This window comes from Acinetobacter sp. TG2027, from assembly GCF_000302435.1.
Taxonomy (GTDB): domain Bacteria; phylum Pseudomonadota; class Gammaproteobacteria; order Pseudomonadales; family Moraxellaceae; genus Acinetobacter; species Acinetobacter pittii.
Genome location: NZ_AMJN01000040.1, coordinates 226,285 through 246,168, shown reverse-complemented (window position 1 = coordinate 246,168; position 19,884 = coordinate 226,285). Strand labels below are relative to the sequence as shown.

Sequence of the window (19,884 nt, the reverse complement as noted above, 5' to 3'; positions counted from 1 at the left end):
TTATTTAAAATTTGATAATAGTCATAAAAACAGTGATTTATAATTTTATTCAAACTTTTATCTTTCAAACTGATTTATAAATCAAAATAACTAAGTTCATAAGCCTCTAAACACGTGAAAGGATGATCTCCTATTTCATTTCGGTTTTATTTTTATCATGTCTTTAAAATCAAAATTTTCTCTACCAAAGACTTTGTTGGCATCAACATTGGGGTTTGTATTTGCTTCATCTGCTTTTGCAGCAATTCCGACTACGCTTAAGCTTGATTATGCTTACTATGCACCAACTAGTTTAGTCGTTAAAGATCAAAAACTTCTCGAAAAAGCACTGCCAAATACCCAAATTAAATGGGTTTTTAGTCAAGGTAGTAACCGCTCATTAGAATATCTCAACAGTAATAGTATCGATTTTGCTTCTACCGCTGGATTAGCTGCTGTATTAAGTCGAGCGAATGGTAGTCCAATTAAAACGGTTTATGTACAAAGCCAACCGGAATGGACCGCGCTTGTTGTCACAAAAAATTCACCAATTAAAAGCCTAAAAGATTTAAAAGGTAAAAAAATTGCAGCCACCAAAGGAACCGATCCTTTCTTATTTACACTACAAGCACTAGATACAGTCGGTTTGAGTAAACGTGATGTACAACTGGTTCATCTACAACACCCAGACGGCAAAACTGCATTAGAGCGTGGCCAAGTAGATGCTTGGGCTGGACTTGATCCATTAATGGCTTCTGCTCAAATTCAATCGGGTGCCAAATTGCTTTATCGTAATGTTGGATTTAATAGCTATAGTGTACTGAGCGTTAAAGAAGATTTTGCAAAGCAAAACCCTGAAGCGGTAGAGGCCGTTATTAAAGCCTATGAACAAGCCCGAAAATGGGCAAAAGCCAATCCAGATAAAGTGGCAGCACTTTTAGCTCAAGAATCAAAACTTCCTCTACCTGTGGCTAAACTACAACTGAGCCGAACCAACTTCGATCAAAGCATTCCATCAGCAACTCAAGCACAAGCGCTAAAACGTTCTGGGAAAATTTTGACTGAAGAGGATTTGGTTAGAAAAGGTACTAACGTCAATCAAGTGGTTGATCAGTTGCTAGACCCACGTTTTGCTCAAAAAGTCGTGAAATAGTATATGAGTGATTCACTTAACAAAGCTGAGCTAAATCACTTCTTAGCTCAGCAGGCTTTAAAATCTGAGAAAAAGCATCTAAACCACAAATTTACACGGTGGTTTAAAGCGCTACTCATTCCACTCATCTTTTTAACGGCTTGTGAGTTTTTAGTCAGAAATGGCTATATCGATGCTTATCTACTCCCTGCACCGTCTAGTTTATGGCAATCTTTTTTAGATTTAGCTCATAGCGATCTATTTGCCCATATTTATATTAGTACATGGCGTGTTCTGTTGGGCTTTATTATAGGAATCGGTTTAGGTTTAATTTTTGCAATTTGGGTTGGATTAAGTAAAGAAGCAGAAGCATATTTAGAACCAACTTTTTCAGCAATTAAATCGATCCCAAGTCTTGCGTGGATCCCTTTATTATTACTTTGGTTAGGAATTGATGAAGGTTCTAAAATTACATTGATTGCAATCGGAGCATTTTTTCCAACCTATACCAATACAGTTGCAGCAATTCATAATGTAGATAAAAAGCTCATTGAAGTTGGAAAAGTTTATCGGCTTAATGCTTTTCAGCGGATTATATCTATTATTTTACCGGCAGCATCTCCAGGCATTTTAACGGGTTTACGTAACAGCTTAAGTTTGTCTTGGATGTTTATGATTGCAGCTGAACTGATTGCAGCCACTCAAGGGATTGGCTATTTACTCAGTGATGGCCGAGAAACGTCTCGACCTGATATTGTTATCATTGCAATTATTTTATTGGCGCTATTGGGTAAAATAACCGATACCTTAATGAAACTTATCGAAAACTGGTTATTACGTTGGCGAGATACACTACAAAGGTAATTTTAAATCCAGCATGCCAAAGTGACTCGATCATTTTGGCCATAGTCTTGAATAGTTTTAATTTGGCTAAAACCATGCTCTGTGAAAATATCTCGAACAGCTTGTCCCTGATCATAACCATGCTCTAGTGCAATCCAGCCTTGCGGTTTTAACCAGTTTTTCCCTTGAGCAATAATAATTTCAATATCAGCCAGTCCCTGATGATCTGCAACCAATGCACGGCGTGGTTCTGTAGCCAAAGCTTGCATGTGTTCATCTTCAGGGTCAATGTACGGCGGATTAGAAACAATTAAATCAAACTTTTGTATTTCAAGTGCCTCAAACCAAGCACCGCAAGCAAATTTCACACGTTGCAAATCATGTGCTTGTGCGTTTTCTTTTGCGACTTCTAAAGTAGGCGCATAAATATCAGTTGCCGTGACTTGCCAATCTGGACGTTCACTTGCTAATGCAAGCGCAATTGCACCTGTTCCCGTTCCTAAATCAACAATATTTGCAGTATTTGGCAAATTTAGATTTAAAACAGTTTCAACTAAAACCTCAGTATCAGGTCGTGGCACTAAAGTATCAGACGTTACTTTTAAATCGAGTGTCCAAAATGGCTGTGAACCCGTCACATAAGCTAAAGGCTCACCATTTTGGATACGTTCAAGACCAGCCAAGTAATCTTGCTCTTGTTGGGCAGTTAACTCTTGCTCAAGTCTAAACTTTAATTCAAGCGAATTGATTTTTAGAAAATGCTCAAGTAACCAAGCATTTTCTTGCCGTTCATAACTGTCAGTCTCACCACGAATTGCAAGCGCTTGAGCAATATTCATTAGCCGCCATTTTCCTGTGCAAGCATCGCAAGCTGATCTGCCTGATATTCACGATGTAAGCTATCGAGCAATTCAGTCAAATCACCTTCCATAATGGCATCTAACTTATATAAAGTTAGGTTAATACGATGGTCCGTCATACGCCCTTGTGGGTAGTTATAAGTACGGATACGTTCAGAACGGTCACCAGAACCAACCAAATCACGGCGCATTTCAGAAGTCGCGGCATCTGCTGCCGCACGTTTAGCATTTTCTAAACGCGATACTAACAATGCCATCGCCTTAGCTTTGTTTTTATGCTGTGAACGTTCTTCTTGGCACTCAACGACTGTACCAGTTGGAATGTGAGTAATACGCACCGCTGAATCGGTTTTGTTAATGTGCTGACCACCCGCACCTGATGCACGGTAAGTATCAATACGTAAATCTGCAGGATTAATTTCAACGTTAGTATCAACATCAATTTCAGGCAAGATCGCAACTGTACAAGCTGATGTATGCACACGACCTTGTGATTCAGTTGCTGGCACACGTTGTACACGGTGAGCACCACTTTCAAACTTCAAGCGACCATACACACCATCACCATCTACACGGCAAATAACTTCTTTAAAGCCACCATGCTCGCCTTCATTTTCAGAAAGGACTTCAATACGCCAGCCTTGTGTCTCGGCATATTTGCTGTACATACGGAACAAATCACCAGAGAAAATCGCAGCTTCATCACCACCTGTTCCAGCACGGATTTCTAAATAAGCCGCATTAGAATCATTCGGATCTTTTGGAATCATCAAAATGTTGAGCTGGCTTTCTAATTCTTCAAGCAATGTTTTATTGGCTTGAATTTCTTCTTCTGCCATATCTTTAAAGTCTGGGTCCGACTTCATCATTTCAGCAGTTTCAATATCTTCTTCTGCTTGACGGTATTTGCCCCAAACTTCGGTAATTTCAGATAAATCACTATGTTCACGAGACAATTTACGGAAACGTTTGTTATCGGAGATCACTTCAGCATCTGCAAGCAATGCAGTAAGTTCTTCATATCGATCACAGAGTTGATCAAGTCGTAAACGGAGTGACGCTTTCATAAGAGGAAATATCTCAAAAGTCCAAAAAGCTTATCGAACGCTATGTAAGTATAGAAGATAAGCAAAATCGTAAAAATAGCGCATAGTTTACAGATTATGCTGCTTAAATGACATATATAATCAGCCAATTCATCAACTTTCCCAATAAGTAGAGGCGTATAAATATAATGATTTCGAATAAGATTTATTACTTGCCTATAATTTGGCTGTTCTGTAGAAAATAATAAGTTATATTTTCCCTCTATATGACAATAGAGGCTTTGTTTAAAAAACCTCTTGCCAGCCTACTTATTTTAATTTTTCTAATAAGGTTTTGCCCACCAAAACAGCCGACGCTGGATTTTGTCCTGTAATAAGTTCACGGTCCACCACTACGTTTGGAGTCCACGCAGTGGTATTACTTTGATACTTAGCGCCAAGTGACTGTAAAGCCGTTTGTGGATAAAACTTCATTTCTCCACCTTTTAATAAAGCTTTAGCCTGCTCTTCTTCCTGATTACTAATCACCGTCATTCGATAATTTTTATAAATCCATTCACCAGTTTTTACTGGCTTGCCTTGTTCGAGTTGACCAACTACTTCCGAGGCATTAGGTAAAGTAGACATTAATGCAATAGGACCATGACAGACCAACGCAGTAGGTTTACCAGCTTTATGGAAAGCTGTAAGTACTTTTCCAAGTTGTTTATCTTTTAATAGATCTTGCATAGGTGCATGCCCACCTGGAATATAAATAGCATCAAACTGACCCACACCAATTTGTTCAATACGAGATAGGCTCACAACTGGAGAATCTTGAGCAGATGTTAATTTTAGATCATGCAATAAATCTGCATATTGCTTTAATGCTTTTTCATCTTGGTTAAAATACATCACATTATTCGATGATTCATCTAAGGTTGGAGCTTTCCCTTTTGGTGTAGCGAAAGTTACTGTATGGCCTGCATCTAAAAGCATTTTTGTAGGTTGCATCAATTCATTTAAATAAAAACCAGTTTTAAAAATATGGCCTTTTTTCAGCTCTAATTGGGCTTCATCAGACAACACAACTAACACATGAGCAGCATTTGCACTGAATGCTGCTGAAGCAGTAACTACTGCAAGCATTATTTTATTTAGAGATTTCATCATTCGACCTTCATTCCAACCATTTGCTGGATTTATATTTTGGATGGATATATTCTATTTTTACCAATTAGGTAGATAAACAACCACCTTTGCAAATCTTTTTTGCGTTTGAGGACTAAATGTCACGTCAATTTGACCATCTTGCCGATATTGAAGTGTTTTTAATTGTCGCTGAGAAGCTTTCTATTAGTGCAGCTGCAATTTATTTAGCAACAACTCCTTCAGTCATTAGTAGAACAATTACGCGGCTAGAGAAAAAACTTGGCATTCAGTTTTTTAGAAGAACAACTCGTCATTTGAGCCTGACTGAAGCTGGTCAACTTTATTATGAAAAGATGCAACATGCATTTCAGTTAATTGACCATGCAGAGCGTGCTATTCAAGGTAAGCAACTGCAAATTTCCGGCAAAATTAAATTAAGTGTACCCACCACCTACGGACACTATCGCCTTCCAGAATTACTATAAAAATTTCTTTTGCAATATCCAGATATTCAAATAGAAGTCAGTATTTCTAATCGAAACGTCGATTTAATTGCGGAAGGATTTGATTTAGCTATTCGTCAAGGTCAGCTTCCTAATAGCACTCTGGTTGCCAGACCTTTGGAGCTTGCCCCTCTTCAACTTGTTGCTTCACCCGAATATTTAAAACGTATGGGTGTTCCTCAAACCTTGGAAGACTTAAACCATCACCAATGTATTGCCTTTGAATTACCGAGCACAGGTAAGGTCACTCCATGGTTTTTTAAAAATGGTGATAATGAAATTCAATGGATACCATCAAATCGGATTTTAGTAAAAGAAGATATTTTGGGAGTAGTTTCTCTTGCTGAAAGTGGATTAGGAATATGTCAGACTTATAGCTTTATTGTTAATGAAAAGATCCGGCAAGAAAAATTGCAGCCCCTACTTGAGGGTTATGCAGGTCACACACGGCCCTTTTCTTTACTGTACGCACAACATAAACATATGTCGTCTGCGACAAGAGCTTTAATAAATTTTCTATGTTCTGATCGTGACTAACCCCTTCAAAACTAAATAAAGCTTAATTTATCTATATGAGTATTAAATATTCTATTTTAATAGAAAACATACAAACCAGACACTAAACTGCAATAATCAAAAGATGGTTCTCCATATTTGGGGAGAAGTGTTTTGTTACATTTGCCGTAACAAAAGATATAGGGTCCTGCAACTAGGGACACGGAGTCAAAAATGAAATTAAATGCTTGGTTATGTAGCGCTGTTCTAGCAACTTCAATGGTTACTGTGGCACATGCTGACAATACAACACATGTAGCAGCCGCTTCTGCTTTAGGTAGCGTAGCAGGTACTGCAATTGGTAAAAGCATGGGCGGTACATCTGGCGCAACAATTGGTGCTGCTTTAGGTGGTGCTGGTGGTGCAGCTGTTGCAAGCGATCGTCGTAACCGTACTGAATCTGCGATTGGCGGCGCTTTAGGTGGTGGTGCTGGTTATACGGTTGGTAAAAGCATGGGCGGTACAAATGGTGGTTATGTAGGCGCTGCTTTAGGTGCTGCGGGTGGTTCTGCTTTGGGTAATAAAATCTCTAAAGACCGTGATGCAGACAGATCTTCTAAGCACTGGAAGAAAAAGCACCGTCGTCATCACTGATTAAGCTGATGAAACAATTTTAAGCACCTTCGGGTGCTTTTTTGTTGTGATGAAGTTATACACTCATATTTCGTATGCTCATGATTTATCCATAAATTAATACAAACACTACAAACAGACACAAAACACTTGTATCACCCTTGGGGTTCTCCATAATTATCACGAAATTTTTTATTACATTTACCGCAAGATAAAGATAACTGTCCTTCCAGTAAAAAGGACATGGAGTTGTACGATGAAAATGAATATTTGGTTGGCTAGTGCATTAATTGCAACATCTTCTATGGTAACAGTTGCACATGCTGACAATGGCACACGTGTTGCTGCAACCTCTGCTTTAGGTAGTGTAGTGGGTACTGCGATTGGTAAAAGTATTGGTGGTACCTCAGGTGCAACAATCGGTGCTGCTTTAGGTGGGGCTGGTGGTGCAGCTGCAGCAAGTGATCGTCGTAATCGTACAGAAGCTGCAATTGGTGGTGCTTTAGGTGGTGGTGCTGGTTATACAGTCGGCAAAAATATGGGCGGCACCAACGGTGGATACATCGGTGCAGCAGTAGGTGCAGCTGGTGGTTCTGCATTAGGTCGTAAAGTTGCTGAAGATCGTAACTACGATGACCGTTATGACCGTGATCGTTACGATCGTGATGACCGCAGATATTACGATGGTGACCGTCGTTATTATAAAGGTGGTAGCCGTCGCCATGACAATGGCTTACACCGTGGTTGGTATAAAAACCGCTAATTCACAGATAAAACAAAAGAGCACCTTCGGGTGCTTTTTTGTTTATAGCTAAAAATTAATATCGAAAAAAAACGATATACATCACACCCTATATATCGTATTATTTCGATATATCCTTATTCGAGAATATCGCATGCGATCACTTCAAGATACCAAGTTCTCCATTTTGGAACTTGCTCCTATTCGTAATGATAAAACCATCGAATTCTCATTACGTCACGCATTAGAATTGGCACAACATGCAGAAAAACTAGGTTATGAACGTTTCTGGCTTGCTGAACATCACAACATGGATGGAATCGCAAGTTCAGCTACCGCTGTCTTACTCGGTTTTATTGCAGCACATACACAGCATATTCGCTTAGGTTCAGGGGGAATTATGCTTCCTAACCATGCCCCTTTAGTTGTCGCAGAACAGTTCGGGACGCTTGCTACTTTATATCCAAATCGTATTGAACTTGGTTTAGGCCGTGCTCCCGGTACAGATCAACTCACCATGCGAGCTTTACGTCGTGGCCATCAAGAAACAGAAGATCAGTTTCCTCGAGATGTTGCCGAAATCTTAAAATATTTCGATGTACCTCAAGCAGAACAAAAAATTATTGCAACACCAGGGCAAAGCACCCATGTTCCTGTTTGGTTACTTGGATCTAGCCTATTTAGTGCACAACTCGCGGCAAAACTTGGACTTCCCTACTCATTTGCATCCCATTTTGCCCCACGTATGTTAGGTCAAGCGATTCAACTTTATCGGAAGAACTTTGAACCTTCTGAGTATCTAGATAAGCCATATGTTTCAATGGGTGTGCCTGTTGTTGTAGCAGATACAGATGAAGAAGCACAGTTTCTAGCAACAAGTGCCTACCAACGCGTATTAGGTTTAATTCGTGGAGAAAGCTTAAAGCTGAAACCACCAGTTGAATCAATGCAGGGATTATGGAATACAGCAGAACAACTTTCTGTCGAAAACTTCTATGCAATGGCGCAAATTGGTTCTGTAGATACTGTTCGCTCTGGCTTACAAAAGTTATTAGCGACGTATGATGTTGATGAATTTATTTTTACATGTGATGTATACGATACAGCTAAACGTTTAGAAAGCTTTACACAGCTCATGAATGTAAAAACAGAACATTAAACTCTACTTCAAGCTCCCATACTTGAATTGATTTCGAGTATGGGATGACCATCTATCTGAAAAGACTTTACCCCAACTTCCTGCTTGGTTATTTATATTAAAACGATAAAAACATCATGATTTAAAAAACCAAAAGGACTTTTGGAAAATGAGTATTAATATTAAAAATAACACTTCAAAATCAGTAATTTTTCAGAATATCTCTCAAGATTTCGAAGATTTTACTGGTCAAGTGATTTCCTCAACGTCAATTAAAGATTTTGACTTTTCACATTCATCTGTCGCGATTATTGGTACAAATCAAGATAGCGTGACTCATCTTGAAAAAATCTGTCAGCAAGCAAAATTTGTGACTGTCTTCCAAATCACTCCTCATTTTATTTTGCCCCATAGTCAGATGGGTACGCATAAGTTAATTACCCACCCACTTATTATCAAAAACCGCAGGTTATTTAATAATCGTGTTAAAAGCATTCTGGCACTACGTTTTCTAGAAACTCAAGTAAACGAACCATGGCTTAAGCGTCTTTTGACTCCCAATACTGCAACCACCAAAAAAGTATTTTTTAAATCCGACAGTTATTATGCAGCACTTCAGAAACCCAACTGTAAATTGCAAACATGGCCAATTGTTAAAATTACCAATAGATCTGTTCACAGCATGGATGGTATAGAACAACCTGTTGATATTATTATCAGAGCAATCCCATAAAAGTAAAAAAGCATGGTTTTAGGCCATGCTTTTTTATTTACTCATATTTTTGCAAATTACCATGATCATCGTAATGCAAAATGATGCGCTGTTTTTCTTGCAAATCATTTAGCATGTCGGAAGTAACTGAAAATTGGGCACCTAATAATTCTACAGAACTATTAGGTGCCTTAGCACGTCGGTCCTCACCACTAAACCTAATCCAGTTATAACTTGCCCATAAAATTAAAATAAGCGCGCTAATTCCGATCATTAATGCTAAATGTAATAAGGTCTTAACTTCTGATAAGTGGTCTACCCAGACGTAATCATAAATTAAGTGACCTTCAAAAACCCATAAAAACAGTGAAACCAATGGGAAAAGCAGCCACATTAAACAAATCCAGCCAATGGTTTGTAATGTATAGTTTGCTGTTTTATTTTTGACATATTCCGGCTGATCAATATATTCAGGGATATCTAAAGTCTCTATATCCTTATTTTCCTCAAGTTTCATGGGTTATCTCCACGGAAGCCTCGGTCTGGACTTACCCAACGAGCACGTTTTTTTGTGTTAAATAAAGTTTTTGGTACCGCAACAACACTTGTAAACAAAGTCAGTAGCCAGAAAAATAACGGGTACCAAATCACCCAAAAGTAATTTCTAAAAAAACGTCCTCGGTCATAACGATGATCAATCCACAAACTCACTAAAAACTGGATCAAACATGTTCCGCCTAATATTATACCGTACCACTGTGGCATAAGCGTTTTGATCTGCCATTGCTGAGGCAGTTCAACAAATAATCCAACAAAAAATAGCGTGAAGATCATGATCATCACATAAGACCAGATAATACTGACTAGCGCCTCAATCATGACCGGCCACATTCTTCGAACACGCAGTTTGAACATTTGTGGAATATATTCTATAAGAACCTCTACCCCACCTTGCGCCCAGCGAAGACGCTGTTTCCATAGACCTTTAAATGTCTCAGGCATATAGATATAACAAAGTGCTTGCGGAATATACTGAATATCCCAATGGTCGAGCTGTAACTTCCATGAAATATCAATATCTTCGGTAATTTTATCGTCAGACCAAAACCCGACTCGAACCAGTGCGGTTTTACGAAATGCTGCAATCACACCAGATACAGTAAAAATACGACCATATGTACGTTGTGCACGTTTGATCAAACCAATAATCGAAGAAAACTCACCAACTTGTAATTTTCCTAAAATACTAGATCGGTTTAAAATTCGCGGATTACCTGTTACAGCACCAATTCGCGGGAAGTTAATAAATGGTTGCATTAACCAAAGTACCGCATGCGGATGCAACAACGCATCTCCATCGATACAAACAAGATATTCGTATTTACTAACCAGTACTCCCGATCTTAAAGCTACGGCCTTACCCTGATTTTCTGCTAAGTGTACAACCCGAAGTCGTGAATCTTGCGCTGACAATTCATCTAGAATTTCGGCGGTCCTATCACTACTTCCGTCATTAACAGCAATGACTTCAAAATTAGGATATTTGGTTTGTAGCGCATAACGAATTGTTTGGCGTACTTGCGCTTCTTCGTTAAAACACGGAATGATGATACTGCATCCTTCACCTGTAGGTTCAGGAAGCGCTTGTTCGCGGTATTCTCTTTTAAAGAAAAACCAAAGTCCCCCTACCATCCATGTCCAAGCCATCAGTAAGGGATATAAAAAGGCAAAAGCAAACAGAATATCGAGTAATACCCTCATTACTTTTTCCCCTCTACCAATCCAGCAAAAGGCTGATACATCACAGGGCTAGCATTCAGACTAAGCGGATTATATAAATATTGATGAACATCTTTTGATTTTTCAAAGTCATAGCCATCAATACCGAATTTCTGGATTCCTACTCGCTGAATAGAAAATAGTCCTTGCTGAACCTCTTCCCAAGCATTTTTTTGCGAATTTTCTGGTAATACTAAAGTCAGCATTATTCTTTGCTTATCATTTTCATCAAGTGTATTTAATAGCTTTAACAACTGATTAAATTGTTTTTTCTTACCAATCACATCAAACTTCAAATTGACTAAGTCATGTTGCATTAAAAGTGTTTTTATAAGCTCAGGTAGATTTTCCACATGATCTAAATCAGGTGTAAGCAATAAACTAAACTGCGCCTGATTACTCATATTTAAATAAGGTTTTACCGCTTTTTTAGTCAGTTGACTCAGTTGTTCGAGCTGTTTTGATTGCTCAATACAACTTTCTTGCACTGTTATTTTTTGCATTGCGCAATTTAAAGATGATCCTGCATTAAGCTGAATACCACTTAAATTACTGTTAAAACGCGCAATATCTTTAGCTAAATCTACAGTTAAAAATGGTTTATTTTTTTGCGGATAAGCAGGCAACTCTAATATTACCGATTGGCCTGCGCGAGTTTGAGCCTGCCATAAACTACGGTTTAAAATATCTTGTTGAACAGACATTTTATTTGTAGGGAAATAAGCTACATCATATTGCCCATCTCCATCTTTGTCTTCCAAAGGCTTTAAGATTAAAGCGTTGTTTTTTAAGCTATACAATTTTGATAACAACTGCCCAAGTTTTTCATCAGTTTGAGCATTTTGTTGTGCTGCTAAGTGCTTTAAATCCATACTCACAAAATGACGCGATTGCTTAAATAAATCTGACTCTTCAAAGCTCAGAATATTTAACATGCCTTCTGTCAGTTGTTCGGCTGTAGGGTTATCAATGACTAAGCTACGCTTAAAAGTTGAGTCACTCACGCGATTCATACCATCACGTCCCAAACTGAATGAAAACTGGAAACCCGCCTGTTGTGCTAGCTTTTCTAACTGTTCATTCACGGCGCCATAAGGCCAAATAATTGCTTTAGGATTAACCCCTACTTCTTTTTTTAAAACTGCATAAGATTTTTTTAAATCCTGCAAAATGCGCTGTTGATATTCCGCATCGGTTTCATAACGTGATTGCGATTTTAAGTAGGCATAAGAAGTTGCAGCAGGTTGCTCATTGCCTTGAGGATTGGCTAGTACCCCATGATGTAAATCATCGCTATGGCTTGCAAACTCGGCTAACCCAGATGCTTGCATTTCACGAACTTGAGCCCAGTTCACCAAGTTACCTTGACCATAGGCTTCATAACCCGCTTTTGTATTACCATTTAACCAACTTGTTGGAAGAGCAAAAACTGCTGGAATTTTATATTGCTTCAGTAAAGGAAATACTCGGCTATAGCTACTTAAAGCACCATCATCAAAGGTCAGTAAAATAGAGTTATGAGGTAATTCTTTACCTTGCTTACGCGCCTCTTCAATGTCTTTTAAGCGAATCGGTTTCCAGTCCGACTGGCTAAGCCAATCGAGAAACTGTGCCAGATTATTGGTCTGAATCGCATAAACATCACGGTCCCCTTCCTTAAGCACGTCATCTCGCACATCATGAAAAGTTAACGAAACCGTATGATTTTTTGGTAGTTCAGTTTCAATGCGGGCATAGGCAAATTGTACGGGTAATAATGTTGAGGCAAACACACAGCTCAACATTTTTGACATCATGTTATTCATTAAAAACGCCCTTCAAATCCGAAAATACCGTAGGTATGTTGTTCATCATGACCATCGTATGGATGGTATTGCCAACCAATTCCATAATTAAGTTGCCAAGTCCGTGAGAGCTGCCATTGATGTTGATATTGCAAAGAGTATGTTGGTCGAGCTGAGTAATCTGCTTGTTTATATAGCCCTACTCCAGCTTCAAAATGTTGTTTAAATGAGCGTTCGTACTCTCGCCAAGTGACCCAGTCATGGCTTAAATTCAACTCGGCACTGTAATGATTGCTTGGGCTAAAGTAAGCAGTCTGATCTTGGCTATTGCTGCCATAAAATCCACGAACGGTTCCGTAAGTAATATGGTGAGGCGCATCAAATAATCGCTCACGCCAAAAAGTAGAAAATTCTTGTTGTTTATTACCGTCACTTATATCGGTTAAGCCATAGCTCGCTCCAATTTGGCGTGACTCATCTTTTTGCCATGTCAAAGCAGCACGGTAAGCTTGTCCATCCTCACCAGCATCAATTGCTTGTAATGGAATATTAGCCTGACTGTCATATTGCAATTGATATTGCCAGTGGTCGTTTAACCATTGCGACCAATCAAGACGAACACCTGCTTGGCTACCATCTGTACTTTGCGACAAAATTGCCGAGAATACCTTACGGTTTGCTTGCCACTCAGCACCAACACCATAACGTTGGTCATGCACATCACCAAAACGGTATTCACCATAACGATCTTGATGCCAAGCAAATAGACGATAATTATCTTTAATCCAAGGGCTATTAACACGAGTTTCCATTTCTCGATCTTTTAAGCCATTTTGCCCACTCACAGAATCGCTATTTTCTGCTTTACTCTGGCCCCAAGTCGTTGAGTGCGAGATGGTTGCTTTATCACGATCATCCAACTCTTTTCGACTTTTAACTACACCGCTATCTTCAGGATAATATTGCAAAAGACTTTCTGTACTTTTGCGCCATTCAGGAATATCTCCTAAAGCCTGAGCATTTTGCATTTGATTAATACGTGTATCTTTAGCAACTGGCGTTAAGCCATTTAAACGATCAATTGTTTGCTTCGCCTGTAACGGTTTATCTCTCCAGCGCTCAACACGAGCAAGGTTGTTAATTAAACCTTCATTAGCAGGTGCAAGATCTACTTGTTTTTGAAAATGCTTTTCTGATTGATCCAAATGATTTGCATAAGCTAAATGCATGCCTTGTAAAGCAATATAATCATCACGATCAGGATGGCTTGATTTATCCACCCCTTTGGCTTGACTATATTTATATGTAGGAATCAATCGATCAACTTCATTCAAAAGTTGTTCAGCTTGTTTATATTTTTCTTGTTCAATATAAGAATAATAAAGCCCCGTATATACCGTCATATCTGAGTAGTTTTTTTCGGTAAGTAAGGTTTTAAAAGCGAGTTCAGCCTGCTTCGGTTGTCTTTCAGCTAAATAACTATCAGCAATCGCATGACGTACATAAGCCGGTAGCTTTTCTAACGGTACATTTAATTTAGTAAATTCATCTAATACCGTACGGCTACGCCCACGGAAGTCCAACGCATATAAATAGTCATAATGAAATCTTAAATAATTAGGGTCTGACGGTTGAATCAAAGGCTGTATTTGCTCACCTTGTTTCAACACAGCATCAAGCTCGGCAAAGCCTTCACTGTCCGACATGCCTTCCCGATTCAAATATTTATAGCGAGTAATTGCGTTATTTACACGTTGAGAAAACTCGCTGACTTTTAACCAGTGTTGTAACGATTCTGTTTGCGCATTTTTATCGCTGGCAAGCAGCAACTGCTGAGCTTTTTTATAAGCGCCTACAGCCGCCAAGTCGTAACTATATTCTTGCAAAACCGCAAAAGATTTTGGTTGTTGTTGATAAGCTTGCTCGATTGCAGATAAAGCATCTACAGGTGAATTAATGAGTCGATATGCATAAGCAATTTGAACAAATTGATCAGCTGTAAGATTTTTACTCTTAATACCTGATAAATGCACCTTAGCATTTACAGGGTCTTTAGCCTCAGCATATAGAACCGCTAATAAAATCTGCCCATCAGATGTCTTTTGAATATTAAATTTATTCGACCACTCAATTGCATTTTTAAAGTGTTTAAAATCACGAAAATTACGTATTAATGGTAGCTGCCCATATTCTGGAAAATTCACATAATTAATATTTGCTAAATGCTGAGAAAAGGTTAATAAATCTCTTTTTTCACTTGACATGACAACTAAATAATCAGCTAGTAATTTTTGGTCATGCGGGTATTTATTTAGCAATTGATCTAGTTGCAATATTGCTTGTTGAGTTTGCCCAGTTTTGTAAGTGTGAATAGCTTGCTCTCGCAATTCATCTACTTGAGCAGCATATAAATTAAGAGGCAAGATATATACCAATGAAAAAACACATTTTTTTAGCATTTTGATAATCGGATAGTCCCATATCGAGGTGGGAAATTATAATTAAAATCAAAAACCAATCACATAACACAAAAAAGTGTGATCTATTTAACATTTTATAAATTGTGGATTTTTCATGAATGCTTTTCTAAAATATTTATAAAAAATAAAGAATTACCAGTTTTATGCGTAATAAAAAACATACACTTCTTTTCAATAGTGTTATTTAAATTTACAAACAAGTTTCAAAATAACTACGGGCTTATAACCAATAAGAACTATTTAATAATATTTAGTTTTATATATAAAACTTTAATTCTTCTCTGTGATATATATTAAAAAAACCATTCAACTTAGCTATAAATTAATATACAAAAATTGAATGGTTAAAATAAACAATTGATTAAATTAACCAATACGACGTTTTAATCCCGTCATTTGTAAAATACGAGTTGAAATCTCTTCAATCGACATTTCGGTCACGTTTAAATATTTAATGCCTTCTGAAATATAAATCCCTTCAATTGCTCTTAGCTCCATTTGGCATTGGCTAAAACTTGCATAACGACTATTCGCTTTACGTTCACTACGAATTGCGACCAAACGCTCAGCATCAATCATCAAACCAAATAATTTATTACGATGAGCTCTTAATACTGCTGGTAAACGGTTATCATCTAAATCTTCTTCAGTTAATGGGTAGTTCGCAACACGAATACCGAATTGAAGAGATAAGTAAATAGAAGTCGGTGTTTTACCCGAACGGGAAACTCCAATTAGGATTAAATCCGCTTTATCATAATGACGAGTACGTGCCCCATCATCATTATCAAGCGCAAAATGAACAGCATCGATACGGGCTTTATAATATTCAGAATCGGTTACAGCATGAGTCTGCCCGACCAATGTTGTTGGTGGTGTTCCAAGTTCTTGTTCAAGTTTACTAATTAAACCTTCAAACACATCCAGATTAACCGCTTTAGCCGTATTAATAATCTCTCGCACATGCGGATCGACTAAAGTATCAAATACTAAAGGTAGGCAACCGTCTTTGGTTTGGCATCGATTAATCTCAACCACCACATCCATTGCCGCCTCTTCAGTTGTAATATACGGCATGATGTGAATATCAAAATCTACATTGGGAAATTGTGCTAATAACGAATGTCCAAGAGTCTCGGCAGTAATTGCAGTTCCATCAGAAATAAAAAAAACACTCCGCTTAAATTGTTTACTTTCTGACATTAAAATTCTCCTTAAACATTTGTCTTAGTGCTATATAATCTTTATAGTAAACTGATCTTACATGACTGTCGCTTAGTATAATTCTCAACTAAGCACTTTATTTTTATAATTTCATGCCAAGATAGACATTAATACTGCAAAAGTGGAGTGAAAACTTTGGAAGCGCGCGTAATCGGTCTAGAAAAATTAGGGAAACACGATGTCGAACTCGTAGGTGGGAAAAACTCATCTTTGGGTGAAATGATCAGCCATTTATCAAATGCTGGTGTATCGGTACCTGGTGGCTTTGCAACTACTGCTGCTGCCTATCGTGAGTTCTTAGACCAAAGTGGTCTTAACGCTCGAATTCAAGCAGAACTTGCTCAACTCAACGTCGATGACGTAAATGCTCTTGCAGAAACAGGCGCTAAAATTCGTCAATGGATTGTAGAGACTCCACTCACTGCAACCTTAGAACAAGAAATTCGCGCCGCTTTTACAGCACTTTCTAACGGCAACCCTGACATCGCGGTTGCCGTTCGTTCATCTGCAACTGCTGAAGATTTACCAGATGCTTCATTCGCGGGTCAACAAGAAACTTTCTTGAATATTCGCGGTATTGATAACGTACTTATTGCGATTAAAGAAGTGTTTGCTTCTTTATATAATGACCGTGCAATTTCTTACCGTGTGCATCAAGGTTTTGATCATGACATCGTTGCACTTTCAGCGGGTGTTCAGCGTATGGTTCGTTCTGAAACTGGCGCTGCGGGTGTAATGTTTACACTTGATACAGAATCTGGTTTCCGTGATGTTGTATTTATTACTGCATCTTACGGTTTAGGTGAAATGGTTGTACAAGGTGCCGTTAACCCAGATGAGTTTTACTTATCTAAACCATTATTAAATGCAGGAAGACATTCTGTTTTACGTCGCAACCTTGGCTCTAAACACCAAAAAATGATTTATGGTGAAGAAGGTTCTGCGGGTAAATCTGTTGTTGTGGTTGATGTTGAAAAACAAGACCGTCAACAATTCGCTTTAAATGACCATGAGTTACAAGAGTTAGCTAAACAAGCGCTTATCATTGAGCAGCATTACGGTGCGCCAATGGACATCGAATGGGCAAAAGACGGTGATGACGGTCAAATTTATATTGTTCAAGCTCGTCCTGAAACTGTAAAAAGCCGCCAAAATGTAGGCACTATGGAACGCTACCTTCTCAAACAAAGAGGTACTGTTCTTTGTGAAGGTCGTTCAATTGGTCAACGTATTGGTTCTGGTAAAGTCCGTATTGTTAACTCAATTAAAGAAATGGACAAAGTTCAAGAAGGCGACGTTCTTGTATCAGATATGACCGATCCTGACTGGGAACCGGTAATGAAACGTGCTGCTGCAATTATCACTAACCGTGGTGGTCGTACATGTCACGCAGCAATTATTGCACGTGAACTTGGTGTACCAGCGATTGTAGGTTGTGGTAACGCAACAGAAGTATTAACTGATGGTCAGGAAGTAACTGTTTCTTGTGCTGAAGGTGATACAGGTTTCATTTACGAAGGTGCTTTAGATTTTGAAGTTCAACGCAACTCAATCGAATCTATGCCTAAGCTTTCGTTCAAAATTATGATGAACGTAGGTAACCCTGACCGTGCATTTGACTTTGCTCAAATTCCAAACGAAGGTATTGGCCTTGCTCGTCTTGAGTTCATCATTAACCGTATGATCGGTGTGCATCCTAAAGCCCTACTCAACATTGACAGCCTACCTCGTGAAACTCGTGCTGCGGTTTTAACTCGTACAGCGGGTTATGCTTCACCTGTAGATTTCTATGTTGAAAAATTGGTTGAAGGTATTGCGACTCTTGCTGCTGCATTTGGTGACAAGCCAGTTATCGTTCGTATGTCTGACTTCAAGTCAAACGAATACGCAAACTTAATTGGTGGTAAGTTATACGAGCCTGAAGAAGAAAACCCAATGCTCGGTTTCCGTGGTGCAAGCCGTTATGTATCTGATAACTTCCGTGATTGTTTCGAATTAGAATGTCGCGCACTTAAGAAAGTTCGTGATGAAATGGGTTTAACCAATATTCAAATCATGATTCCTTTTGTACGTACAGTATCTGAAGCGAAACGTGTTATTGAATTACTTGCACAAAATGGTTTGAAACGTGGTGAGAACGGCTTAAAAGTAATCATGATGTGCGAATTACCAACTAACGCTCTGTTAGCTGAACAATTCTTAGAGCACTTCGATGGTTTCTCTATTGGTTCTAATGACTTAACTCAGTTAACGTTAGGCCTTGACCGTGACTCAGGTATTGTTTCACACTTATTTGATGAACGTGATGCAGCTGTTAAAGCTCTTCTTTCAATGGCAATCCATGCCTGCCGTAAAGCAGGTAAATATGTAGGTATCTGTGGTCAGGGTCCTTCAGACCATCCAGATCTTGCAAAATGGTTAATGGAACAAGGTATCGAATCTGTCTCTCTTAACCCAGACTCAGTTTTAGATACATGGTTCTTCCTTGCTGAAGAAAAAATCAAGCAAATCTAATATGTTATAAAAAAAGGCCCATCCGTGGGTCTTTTTTCATCTTTAGAATAGAGAATTTTTATTTATGCAAATTTACTTGGCACGTAATAATCAACAAGCTGGGCCTTATACTTTAGAACAAGTAAATCAAATGTTGGCTAGCCAACAAATTTTGTTAACTGATTTAGCTTGGCATGAAGGCATGACAGAATGGAAAGCTTTAGGAGAATTAACCCAAGGTAAACTTGTATATCAACCTATCGGTTATTCTGTACCTACAATAAACACGAATACATCAACTAATGAAACTATTCGTCAAATTCGTGTAGAACCTAAAGTTCATGAACTTGCGTCTATTCCGGCTCGGGCTTTAGCAAAAATTATTGATTTATTGCTTTGGTTACCAATCGCTGCAATTCCTTCTTTTTTCTTTAATGAAGCTCAATATAAGCAATTATTCGAGCTGCAAAAACAGATGCAATCTGCCGAAGTCGCATCGACTAAAGCTGCAGAATTGCAACAACAACTTTTTACTTTAATTCCAATAGAAGCTTGGCATTCAATGCTTCTTTACGTCGTAATTATGCTTGCAATTCAAGCCGTTCTTTTGACAAAGTTTGGTCAGAGTATAGGCAAGAAAATCGTTGGAATTAAAATTGTAGATGCTGAGGACAATAGCAAGGTTAATTTAACTCGCATCTTCTTATTAAGAAGTATTGTTTTTATCATATTAAACTTACTGTTTATGCCGATCAGTACAATTATTGACTACGCTTTTGCATTAGGACAAAAGCGACAAGCTTTACATGACAAAATTGCAAGAACAAAAGTGATCAAATGATAGTGAATGACTCATTCATTTAATGTCTAAAAAAAGAGGAGGCACCCCGCCTCCTTTTTTCTATAGTGA

Annotated in this window: 16 protein-coding genes and 1 pseudogene; 9 read left to right on the top strand and 8 right to left on the bottom strand. The window is 38.3% G+C overall.

What is annotated here, in order from left to right:
- The first annotated feature begins 157 nt into the window (after nucleotides 1-157).
- Complete coding sequence (locus B806_RS0110830; protein WP_017385446.1) at nucleotides 158-1,132, top strand: aliphatic sulfonate ABC transporter substrate-binding protein; 975 nt, start codon at nucleotides 158-160, stop codon at nucleotides 1,130-1,132.
- 3 nt (nucleotides 1,133-1,135) lie between these two features.
- On the top strand, nucleotides 1,136-1,975 hold the full coding sequence (locus B806_RS0110825) for an ABC transporter permease (protein WP_017385447.1): 840 nt from the start codon (nucleotides 1,136-1,138) through the stop codon (nucleotides 1,973-1,975).
- A gap of 2 nt (nucleotides 1,976-1,977) precedes the next feature.
- Here B806_RS0110825 and prmC read toward each other — a convergent pair whose 3' ends face one another.
- From prmC to B806_RS0110810, 3 genes are all read right to left on the bottom strand, one after another.
- A complete protein-coding gene (gene prmC / locus B806_RS0110820) occupies nucleotides 1,978-2,793 on the bottom strand; it encodes a peptide chain release factor N(5)-glutamine methyltransferase (protein WP_017385448.1) in 816 nt (271 codons plus the stop codon).
- On the bottom strand, nucleotides 2,793-3,881 hold the full coding sequence (prfA, locus tag B806_RS0110815) for a peptide chain release factor 1 (RefSeq protein ID WP_017385449.1): 1,089 nt from the start codon (nucleotides 3,879-3,881) through the stop codon (nucleotides 2,793-2,795). The genes prmC and prfA overlap by 1 nt, the downstream gene beginning before the upstream one ends.
- A 288-nt stretch (nucleotides 3,882-4,169) precedes the next feature.
- Nucleotides 4,170-5,009 (bottom strand): type 1 glutamine amidotransferase domain-containing protein, encoded by an 840-nt coding sequence (locus tag B806_RS0110810; RefSeq protein WP_031944461.1) that lies wholly within the window; start codon nucleotides 5,007-5,009, stop codon nucleotides 4,170-4,172.
- A gap of 119 nt (nucleotides 5,010-5,128) precedes the next feature.
- On the opposite strand from B806_RS0110810, the pseudogene B806_RS0110805 reads away from it, so the two are divergent.
- From B806_RS0110805 to B806_RS0110785, 5 genes and pseudogenes are all read left to right on the top strand, one after another.
- Nucleotides 5,129-6,031: pseudogene (locus B806_RS0110805) on the top strand (LysR family transcriptional regulator).
- Nucleotides 6,032-6,223: 192 nt separating this feature from the next.
- Entirely contained in the window at nucleotides 6,224-6,643 is a 420-nt protein-coding gene (locus tag B806_RS0110800) for a glycine zipper 2TM domain-containing protein (protein ID WP_005068514.1), read from the top strand.
- A gap of 235 nt (nucleotides 6,644-6,878) precedes the next feature.
- Entirely contained in the window at nucleotides 6,879-7,385 is a 507-nt protein-coding gene (locus B806_RS0110795; protein WP_002119687.1) for a hypothetical protein, read from the top strand.
- Nucleotides 7,386-7,518: 133 nt separating this feature from the next.
- On the top strand, nucleotides 7,519-8,523 hold the full coding sequence (locus B806_RS0110790) for an LLM class flavin-dependent oxidoreductase (protein WP_017403015.1): 1,005 nt from the start codon (nucleotides 7,519-7,521) through the stop codon (nucleotides 8,521-8,523).
- 148 nt (nucleotides 8,524-8,671) lie between these two features.
- Nucleotides 8,672-9,235, top strand: a complete 564-nt coding sequence (locus tag B806_RS0110785) for a hypothetical protein (RefSeq protein ID WP_005073599.1) — start codon at nucleotides 8,672-8,674, stop codon at nucleotides 9,233-9,235.
- Between the two features lie 37 nt (nucleotides 9,236-9,272).
- Here the strand turns inward: B806_RS0110785 and pgaD are convergent, their stop codons facing one another.
- From pgaD to B806_RS0110760, 5 genes are all read right to left on the bottom strand, one after another.
- Entirely contained in the window at nucleotides 9,273-9,731 is a 459-nt protein-coding gene (gene pgaD, locus B806_RS0110780; protein WP_017385452.1) for a poly-beta-1,6-N-acetyl-D-glucosamine biosynthesis protein PgaD, read from the bottom strand.
- Nucleotides 9,728-10,975: a poly-beta-1,6-N-acetyl-D-glucosamine synthase gene (gene pgaC / locus B806_RS0110775; RefSeq protein ID WP_005073596.1), complete on the bottom strand. Its 1,248-nt coding sequence runs from the start codon at nucleotides 10,973-10,975 to the stop codon at nucleotides 9,728-9,730. Before pgaC ends, pgaD begins: the two co-directional genes overlap by 4 nt.
- Nucleotides 10,975-12,798 carry a poly-beta-1,6-N-acetyl-D-glucosamine N-deacetylase PgaB gene (pgaB, locus tag B806_RS0110770; protein WP_017385453.1) on the bottom strand — a complete coding sequence of 608 codons (1,824 nt, stop codon included), beginning with the start codon at nucleotides 12,796-12,798 and terminating at the stop codon, nucleotides 10,975-10,977. Before pgaB ends, pgaC begins: the two co-directional genes overlap by 1 nt.
- The gene (pgaA, locus tag B806_RS0110765; RefSeq protein ID WP_017403014.1) at nucleotides 12,798-15,236 is read right to left on the bottom strand and encodes a poly-beta-1,6 N-acetyl-D-glucosamine export porin PgaA; all 2,439 of its coding nucleotides are present in this window, start codon (nucleotides 15,234-15,236) and stop codon (nucleotides 12,798-12,800) included. The genes pgaB and pgaA overlap by 1 nt, the downstream gene beginning before the upstream one ends.
- Nucleotides 15,237-15,623: 387 nt before the next feature.
- Nucleotides 15,624-16,460, bottom strand: a complete 837-nt coding sequence (locus B806_RS0110760) for a pyruvate, water dikinase regulatory protein (RefSeq protein ID WP_016145814.1) — start codon at nucleotides 16,458-16,460, stop codon at nucleotides 15,624-15,626.
- Between the two features lie 147 nt (nucleotides 16,461-16,607).
- Between B806_RS0110760 and ppsA the strand changes: the two genes are divergently transcribed.
- Together ppsA and B806_RS0110750 are read left to right on the top strand one after the other, a co-directional pair.
- Nucleotides 16,608-18,995 (top strand): phosphoenolpyruvate synthase, encoded by a 2,388-nt coding sequence (gene ppsA, locus B806_RS0110755; protein ID WP_005803576.1) that lies wholly within the window; start codon nucleotides 16,608-16,610, stop codon nucleotides 18,993-18,995.
- 64 nt (nucleotides 18,996-19,059) lie between these two features.
- Nucleotides 19,060-19,815, top strand: a complete 756-nt coding sequence (locus B806_RS0110750) for an RDD family protein (protein ID WP_002119677.1) — start codon at nucleotides 19,060-19,062, stop codon at nucleotides 19,813-19,815.
- Nucleotides 19,816-19,884: the final 69 nt, after the last annotated feature.